This is a genomic window from Paenibacillus tritici (assembly GCF_013204885.1).
Taxonomy (GTDB): domain Bacteria; phylum Bacillota; class Bacilli; order Paenibacillales; family Paenibacillaceae; genus Paenibacillus_AQ; species Paenibacillus_AQ tritici.
This window is the reverse complement of record NZ_JABMKX010000007.1, coordinates 376,090-383,609: the sequence shown is the minus strand read 5'-3', so window position 1 is coordinate 383,609 and position 7,520 is coordinate 376,090. Positions and strand designations below refer to the sequence as shown.

Below are 7,520 nucleotides of genomic sequence, written 5' to 3'. Positions count from 1 at the left end.
CGTGTTACTCACCCGTCCGCCGCTAAGTTAATCCGGAGCAAGCTCCTTCATAACTCCGCTCGACTTGCATGTATTAGGCATGCCGCCAGCGTTCGTCCTGAGCCAGGATCAAACTCTCCAATTAGTATTAGAAAGAGCGATTGCTCATTTTGAAACATCTGACGAGAATTTACATTCTCTATTTTGGATCTCACCGAAGTGATTTCCGATACTCACTCGTTGTTCAGTTTTCAAAGATCAAGCTCGTTGTCAGCGCCGCTTACTGCGTCACCAGCAACTCTTATAATATATCACATCCAACCGATCAATGCAAGCTCTTTTTTTCAACTTCTTGTTCGAGCTCGGCGTTGATGTTTCGCGGCCAGAAATAGAATATATCACGGATAGAGGTTCATTGCAAGCATTATTTTGAAGCTATCATCCAAGCTATGCTCATCATAACCGTCCTAAGAGGCATCAAGTTAGCATAGCTCTCTGATGATCTGCCAGTAAAGTACTTAAGCAATGATCTCCTGAATATGCAGCTCCCGTTCATTGACCAGATTTACGATGTTCCCCTCCACCTGAACCATGGGTCTTGTCGGGTTATTGCGGTCGGTAAATATGATTTCCCCATGACGTCCGTCACTGAGCCGTATTCTTGTACCGTTGTATAAATCTGTTGTTTTCTGAATGAAGGTTTGTACGATAACCGGATCGAGCTTACCGAAGCTCTCCTTCTGAAGCTGCTCCAGTACCAGATAAGGCGACTGTGCTTTTCTGTAGGCTTTCCCGAGCGTCATGGCATGGAAGATATCGGCGACTGCAACAATTTTGGCGTAGAAATGAATTTGGGTGCCATCCAGCCTAAGCGGATAACCTGAGCCGTCTATTTTCTCATGGTGCTGCAGAGCGGCTAACCGGACTCCTTCGTTAATGGCGGTGACATTGCGCAGTAACTGATAACCGTAGGTTGTATGCCTGCGTACTTCGTCTATCTCTGTGCCGCTTAGAGGAGTAGGCTTCTGCAGCAAAGCTTCATCCACCTTAATGTTACCTATATCATGCAGCAAGCCGGCGAAGGCAGCCTGCATCCAGTCCTTCTGCGGATATCCGCACCACTGGGCAATTCTATATGAAGTTAGGGCAGACAATACAGCATTATGATAATTATATTCCTGGTCAAGCAGCACACGTGGAGCAAACTTTAAGACATGGTAATCCTTCAAATGGGTAATTAACAGCTCAAGCTGGCTTCGTAATTCAAAGATCGGAAGAGCAGCGGCGGCAGCCGCGCGATAGCTCTGCTTAATAAGCACCAGCATCTTCTCATATTCATCATGAAGCGGAGAATTACTTTTGGCCAGGACCGATTCATTGATCAGGGCACCTGTCTTGGCTGCTTGCTGCTTCACTGACGGCTTGGACCCCTCTGGTGCCTTGTCCTCCCCTTGAGCGCCTTCCACTTCAACCTGCCCGATCAAAAAAGCCTGCAGGATCTCAATATCCCGAGGAAGAATGATCTTGCCTTTGCCGAATAATACTCCTCCTAAAGGAGTGATTACATCCTTAATAATCTTTGACCCCGCTTTAATCTCTCCAACGGATATGTTTGGCATAAGTCCAGCCCCTTTATTTCGGTGACACCTGTAATTCTCTAATTATAGTACGGAACCCGGGAAGCGGCTAGATAGCAAGTCGAAGGATAAGTTATCGTGTGAACATATAGAAAAGAGCATGGGCTTCTGAAAATCAGAAACCCATGCTCTCCCTGTACAAGGATTATTCGAGATTGCCGTCTTCATTTCCGGCATCCGCTTCAGGCTGGCTAACTTCGCCATCGCCTTCAACCGGAGTTTCTTGCATTTCTTCGCCGTCCTCAAGCTCTGACAGTTCCTCGTCCTCTTTATCCGCTCTACACAGCGTAGCCACTGCATCATCCTCACGGATGTTAATCAGTTTAACCCCCTGCGCGTAACGGCCCATCGTAGAAATCCCGTCCATACTGGTCCGGATCAGGGTACCGCTGGTCGTAATGATCATCAGGTCCTCGTCCCGCTTGACAACCTTCAGCCCGACAACCGGCCCATTCTTGTCTGTAAGGTTAATGGTCTTGATGCCCTTACCGCCGCGAGTCTGGGAACGATAATCGCTGGCAGGTGTCCGCTTACCATAACCCTTAGTGGTTACAATCAGCACCTCAAGCTCCTGGTCCACGCAGTCCATACCAATGACATGGTCATTGCCATCAAGCGTGATGCCCTTAACCCCGGTAGCGCTGCGGCCCATAGAGCGGACATCATTCTCCGAGAAGGTAATGGACATTCCGCGTGCCGTACCGATAATCAGGTTCTGCTCACCGTCCGTCAGCTTCACTTCAATCAATGAATCTTCTTCACGGAGATTAATTGCAATCAGGCCGCCCTTACGGATGTTGTTGTAGTCTTCCAGAGGCGTCTTCTTCACGATTCCCTCACGGGTAGCGAAGAACAGGTATTTGTCGCTGTCCGCTTCCTCTACCTGGATAACCGCACTGATCTTCTCACCCTGTTCAATCTGGATCAGGTTGATGATCGGTGTTCCCCGGGCGGTGCGTCCAAGCTCCGGAATCTCATAGGCCTTAATCCGGTACACCTTACCCTTATCGGTGAAGAACATCAGGTAGTTATGGGAGTTACTCACGAAGAGATGCTCCACAAAGTCCTGGTCCTTGGTGTCCATCCCGATTACACCGCGGCCGCCGCGCTTCTGGCTGCGGTAGGTGTTGACCGGAAGACGTTTGATATAACCGGTATGAGTAATTGTGATAACAACCTCTTCACGCGGAATCAGATCCTCGTCGAGAATGCTCTCTTCCCCAACCGTAATTTCCGTGCGCCGGTCATCGGAGTATTTATCACGAATCTCCTGCAGCTCATTGCTGATGATATCCAGCACAAGATGCTCGTTAGCCAGGATCTCACGGTATTCAGCGATCTTGGCCAACAACTCGTTATATTCATTCTCGATCTTCTCGCGTTCCAGACCGGTCAGGCGCTGCATCCGCATATCGAGAATCGCTTGCGCCTGCTCCACGCTTAGACTGAAGGTCTCCATCAGGCCTTCCCGGGCAATATCGGTTGTGCGGGAGGCGCGGATCAGGGCAATAACCTCATCCAGATGATCCAGGGCAATACGCAGACCTTCGAGAATATGCGCCCGTGCTTCAGCCTTCTTAAGGTCGAAGATGGTCCGGCGGCGGATGACTTCAATCTGATGCTGCAAATAGTGATACAGCACATCACGCAGGTTCAGAATCTTCGGTTCTTTGTTGACAATAGCCAGCATGTTGATCCCGAAGGTTGACTGCATGGAGGTATGCTTGTAGAGATTGTTGAGTACGACACTTGGATTCACATCCCGTCTCATTTCAACCACTACGCGCATTCCGTTACGGTCAGACTCATCACGCAGATCCGTAATCCCTTCGATACGTTTCTCACGCACCAGTTCAGCAATCTTCTCCACGAGCCGGGCTTTGTTGACCTGATAAGGAAGCTCATGCACAATAATCCGCGCTTTGCCGTTATTCTCTTCAATTGTCGCTTTGGCACGCATCGTAACCGATCCGCGTCCCGTGCGGTAAGCCTGACGGATTCCTTCCCGACCCAAAATAAAACCAGCCGTCGGGAAATCCGGGCCTTGAATATATTCCATAAGCTCCATAGGCGTAATATCAGGATTCTTGATCATCGCCTGTACACCATCAATGACCTCACCCAGATTATGGGGAGGAATGTTGGTGGCCATACCAACCGCAATCCCGCCTACTCCATTAACAAGCAAGTTGGGATAACGGGCAGGCAATACTACAGGCTCGTTCTCTTCGCCGTCATAGTTGGGAGCGAAATCAACCGTTTCCTTGTTCAGATCGCGGAGCATTTCTCCAGCAATTTTGGATAGGCGCGCTTCGGTATAACGCATCGCAGCTGCCATATCTCCGTCAATGGAACCAAAGTTACCGTGACCGTCTACAAGCATATAACGCATGGAGAAATCCTGAGCCATACGTACCATTGTTTCATAGACCGCTGAGTCACCGTGAGGGTGATACTTACCGATAACCTCACCGACGATTCTCGCTGATTTCTTGTGAGGCTTATCCGAGGACATTCCAAGTTCCGACATCGCAAACAAAATGCGTCGGTGAACAGGCTTAAGTCCGTCCCGCACATCCGGCAAAGCCCGGCTTACAATGATGCTCATTGCGTAATCCATAAAGGATTCGCGCATTTCCACGCCAATGTCCCGATCCCTGATTTGCGGGTTATTTTGTTCAGCCATGAGTTGGTGGACCTCCTTCAGTTAAAAACCGCTACCCTATATTATATTACTTTCACAAAAGCAGCACAATTAAACATGATAGCCTATTATCATCTATATTGATTTTCTTTTAGTACGGATAAGGGTATACGCCCTGTCCGCTGATGTCTTCAGTACATAGACTGTTAAAGACAAGAAGAATGGCTTCATGACCCTGTTTTCGTCCCAAAAAGCATAATCTCATATCCTTATATTATAACATTATTTAGTTAGCTTGTCCTGAAAATTCGCTATGCGTAAAAGAAACGGAGGCACAAAATGAGAATTCAACGCGTATCCAGCAAGTGGGCTAAAACGAAAGTGATTCTGCAGAACCGTCAACTCTCGGTCTTCATTCCGGAAACGCGCAAATACAGCCTGAATGATCTGAAAGAACTGCTGAATCTATACCACACCGTGTATATTAAACCGGACCGCGGTACCTATGGCAGCGGAGTGATGCGGGCTGAACAGCGGGTAGTTCATTTGAGCCCCAGTGAGCAGCAGCCGGAGTTCTTCAATCCTTCAGATCCGGTAGCCAGCGACAGTGAATCAGAAGCACCAGCTGAGCCCATAGAGCCGAAGCTGATGTATATTCTGAGATATGCGAAGGATGCCGAGGTTTTTAATACACCTGAGGAGCTTCACGCAGCTCTATTGCCCCGGATCAAAGAGCGCACATATCTGGTACAGCAAGGCATTGATCTGCTCCGGCATCAGGACCGGCCCTTTGATCTCCGGGTGCTTACGCAGAAGAACCTTCAGGGGAGCTGGGAGACCACAGGCATGCTCGGCCGGGTAGCCGCACCGCAAAAGGTAATCACGAATTATCACAGCGGAGGCAGTGTTTTCCCGGTAGAGGCCCTGTTCAAAGAGCATATGACGCCAGACGAAAGGAATGTAACCCTTCAGGAGCTAAAATCACTGGGAGTCAGAATTGGGGCCCAGCTTGAAACGGCTTACCCCGGCCTTAAAGAGATTGGACTAGATGTAGCTATAGACCAGCATCACGATCTGTGGCTGCTTGAAGTGAACACCCTGCCGTCCATCATTGTTTTCAAAATCTTCCCGAACAAAGCGATTTACCGCAAAATCTACCGTTATGCTGTAGCCTATGGGCGTCTGAAGCGTACCCGGACCGTTGTTCCCCGCCGCCGTAAGCGAACATCCAGCCTGTAGACTTATTGTAAAAAAACCTCCGGCCTCACCCGCAAGGGATGAACCGGAGGTTCGCTGTAGGTTGCTTAAATATCAAGATTCTTAACAGATTGCGCATGCTCCTGAATGAAGTCGCGGCGCGGCTCTACATTGTCCCCCATCAGTGTATCAAAGATGCTGTCAGCCAGCATAGCATCCTCAATGGTCACCTGCAGCATGGTGCGGGTCTCAGGGTCCATGGTAGTATCCCATAGCTGGGCAGCGTTCATCTCACCCAGACCTTTGTAGCGCTGAACGTTAACTTTCACATTCTCACCGAAGGTCGCGATAATCTCATCGCGTTCCCTCTCGCTCTGTGCATAGCGGACGACCTTGTTGCGCTCGATCTTGAACAGCGGCGGCTGGGCGATATAGATATACCCTGCATCAACAATCTTCCGCATGTAGCGGTAGAAGAAGGTCAGCAGCAGCGTTCTGATGTGGGCACCGTCAACGTCCGCATCGGTCATGATGACCACCTTGTGGTAACGCGCCTTCGAGAGATCGAAGTCATCGCTGATCCCGGTTCCGAGTGCAGTGATAATTGCCCGGATTTCCGCATTGGACAAGATCCGGTCCAGCCGGGCCTTCTCTACGTTCAGAATCTTACCGCGCAGCGGCAAAATCGCCTGGAAATGACGGTCCCGGCCTTGCTTCGCTGATCCGCCCGCCGAGTCACCTTCGACGATGTACAGCTCACTGATCGACGCATCCTTGGAGGAGCAGTCCGCCAGCTTACCCGGGAGGGCGCTGACTTCAAGCGCACTCTTGCGGCGGGTCAGCTCACGGGCCTTTTTGGCCGCTTCACGGGCACGGGAAGCCTGCAAGGACTTCTCCAGCACCTTACGCGAGACAGCAGGGTTCTCTTCAAGGAACTCCTGCAGCTTCTCGCCGAACAGCGATTCTACAATCCCGCGGACTTCACTGTTGCCGAGCTTGGTCTTGGTTTGGCCTTCGAACTGCGGCTCGGGGATTTTGACGGAAATAATCGCCGTCAGACCTTCACGGACATCGTCCCCGGTCAGATTCTGGCTGCTATCCTTGATCACGCCAGCCTTGCGTGCGTAATCATTAATGATCCGCGTCAAGGCGCTCTTGAAGCCGGATTCATGCGTTCCGCCCTCGTGGGTATTGATATTGTTGGCGAATGAATAGATATTCTCTGTATATGAATCGTTATATTGGAGAGCTACTTCAACCGCAATCATATCCCGTGAGCCTTCCACGTAGATCGGATCCTCATGAAGAGCTTCTTTTTTCTCGTTAAGGTATTTCACATACTCCACAATACCGCCTTCATACTTGAACGTATTGTTAACTCCGGTCCGTTCATCCAGCAGTGACAGCTCAATGCCCTTGTTCAGGAAGGCCAGCTCCCGGATACGGGTAAGGAGCGTGGAGTATTCAAAAGTAGTGGTTTCGGTAAAAATATCCGGGTCCGGGTGGAAGGTGGTAGTGGTCCCCGTCTCCTCTGTATCCCCGATCACTCGGATGTCATATTGCGGCACGCCGCGGTTGTACTCCTGCTGGTAGACATGCCCGTCACGTTTGACAGTGACAACTACCTTTTCGGACAAGGCATTAACCACAGAGATGCCAACGCCGTGAAGACCGCCGGACACCTTGTAACCCCCGCCGCCGAACTTACCGCCTGCATGCAGGACAGTCATGACCACTTCAAGCGTGGACTTCTTCAGCTTGACGTTCTCACCGACAGGAATTCCCCGCCCGTTGTCAATAACGGTCACACTGTTATTCTCAGTAATTATGACTTGAATCCGGTCGCAAAAACCTGCCAGCGCCTCATCGATACTATTATCGACAACCTCCCAGACCAAATGATGCAGACCTTTGGCGCTAGTGGAGCCAATGTACATGCCGGGACGTTTCCGAACTGCTTCCAGCCCTTCCAGTACCTGAATCTGGCTCTCATCATATGTCGGTTGATTCATTGACATGCCTTCACCTACTTCTTTCAGATTATCTCATGTAACTTGTGGAAC

At 50.2% G+C, this 7,520-nt stretch carries 4 protein-coding genes and 1 rRNA gene; 1 reads left to right on the top strand and 4 read right to left on the bottom strand.

Features of this window, described 5'->3' with window-relative positions; translation table 11 throughout:
- The 3 genes from HQN87_RS15230 to gyrA all read right to left on the bottom strand — a co-directional run.
- A 16S ribosomal RNA gene (locus tag HQN87_RS15230) occupies positions 1–124 on the bottom strand; the annotation flags it as partial.
- A gap of 373 nt (positions 125–497) precedes the next feature.
- A complete protein-coding gene (locus HQN87_RS15225) occupies positions 498–1,598 on the bottom strand; it encodes an HD-GYP domain-containing protein (protein WP_173134734.1) in 1,101 nt (366 codons plus the stop codon).
- A 163-nt stretch (positions 1,599–1,761) separates the two neighbouring features.
- On the bottom strand, positions 1,762–4,302 hold the full coding sequence (gyrA, locus tag HQN87_RS15220) for a DNA gyrase subunit A (protein ID WP_173134731.1): 2,541 nt from the start codon (positions 4,300–4,302) through the stop codon (positions 1,762–1,764).
- Between the two features lie 297 nt (positions 4,303–4,599).
- On the opposite strand from gyrA, the gene HQN87_RS15215 reads away from it, so the two are divergent.
- Positions 4,600–5,499, top strand: a complete 900-nt coding sequence (locus HQN87_RS15215; protein WP_173134727.1) for a YheC/YheD family protein — start codon at positions 4,600–4,602, stop codon at positions 5,497–5,499.
- A gap of 65 nt (positions 5,500–5,564) precedes the next feature.
- On the opposite strand, the gene gyrB is transcribed toward HQN87_RS15215, so the two are convergent.
- Positions 5,565–7,475, bottom strand: a complete 1,911-nt coding sequence (gyrB, locus tag HQN87_RS15210) for a DNA topoisomerase (ATP-hydrolyzing) subunit B (RefSeq protein ID WP_173134724.1) — start codon at positions 7,473–7,475, stop codon at positions 5,565–5,567.
- Positions 7,476–7,520 lie beyond the last annotated feature (45 nt).

Excerpts from the sequence above, each read along its gene's own strand:
- HQN87_RS15225 (WP_173134734.1), bottom strand. The coding sequence starts at position 1,598 with ATGCCAAACATATCCGTTGGAGAGATTAAAGCGGGGTCAAAGATTATT.
- gyrA (WP_173134731.1), bottom strand. The coding sequence starts at position 4,302 with ATGGCTGAACAAAATAACCCGCAAATCAGGGATCGGGACATTGGCGTG.
- HQN87_RS15215 (WP_173134727.1), top strand. The coding sequence starts at position 4,600 with ATGAGAATTCAACGCGTATCCAGCAAGTGGGCTAAAACGAAAGTGATT.
- gyrB (WP_173134724.1), bottom strand. The coding sequence starts at position 7,475 with ATGTCAATGAATCAACCGACATATGATGAGAGCCAGATTCAGGTACTG.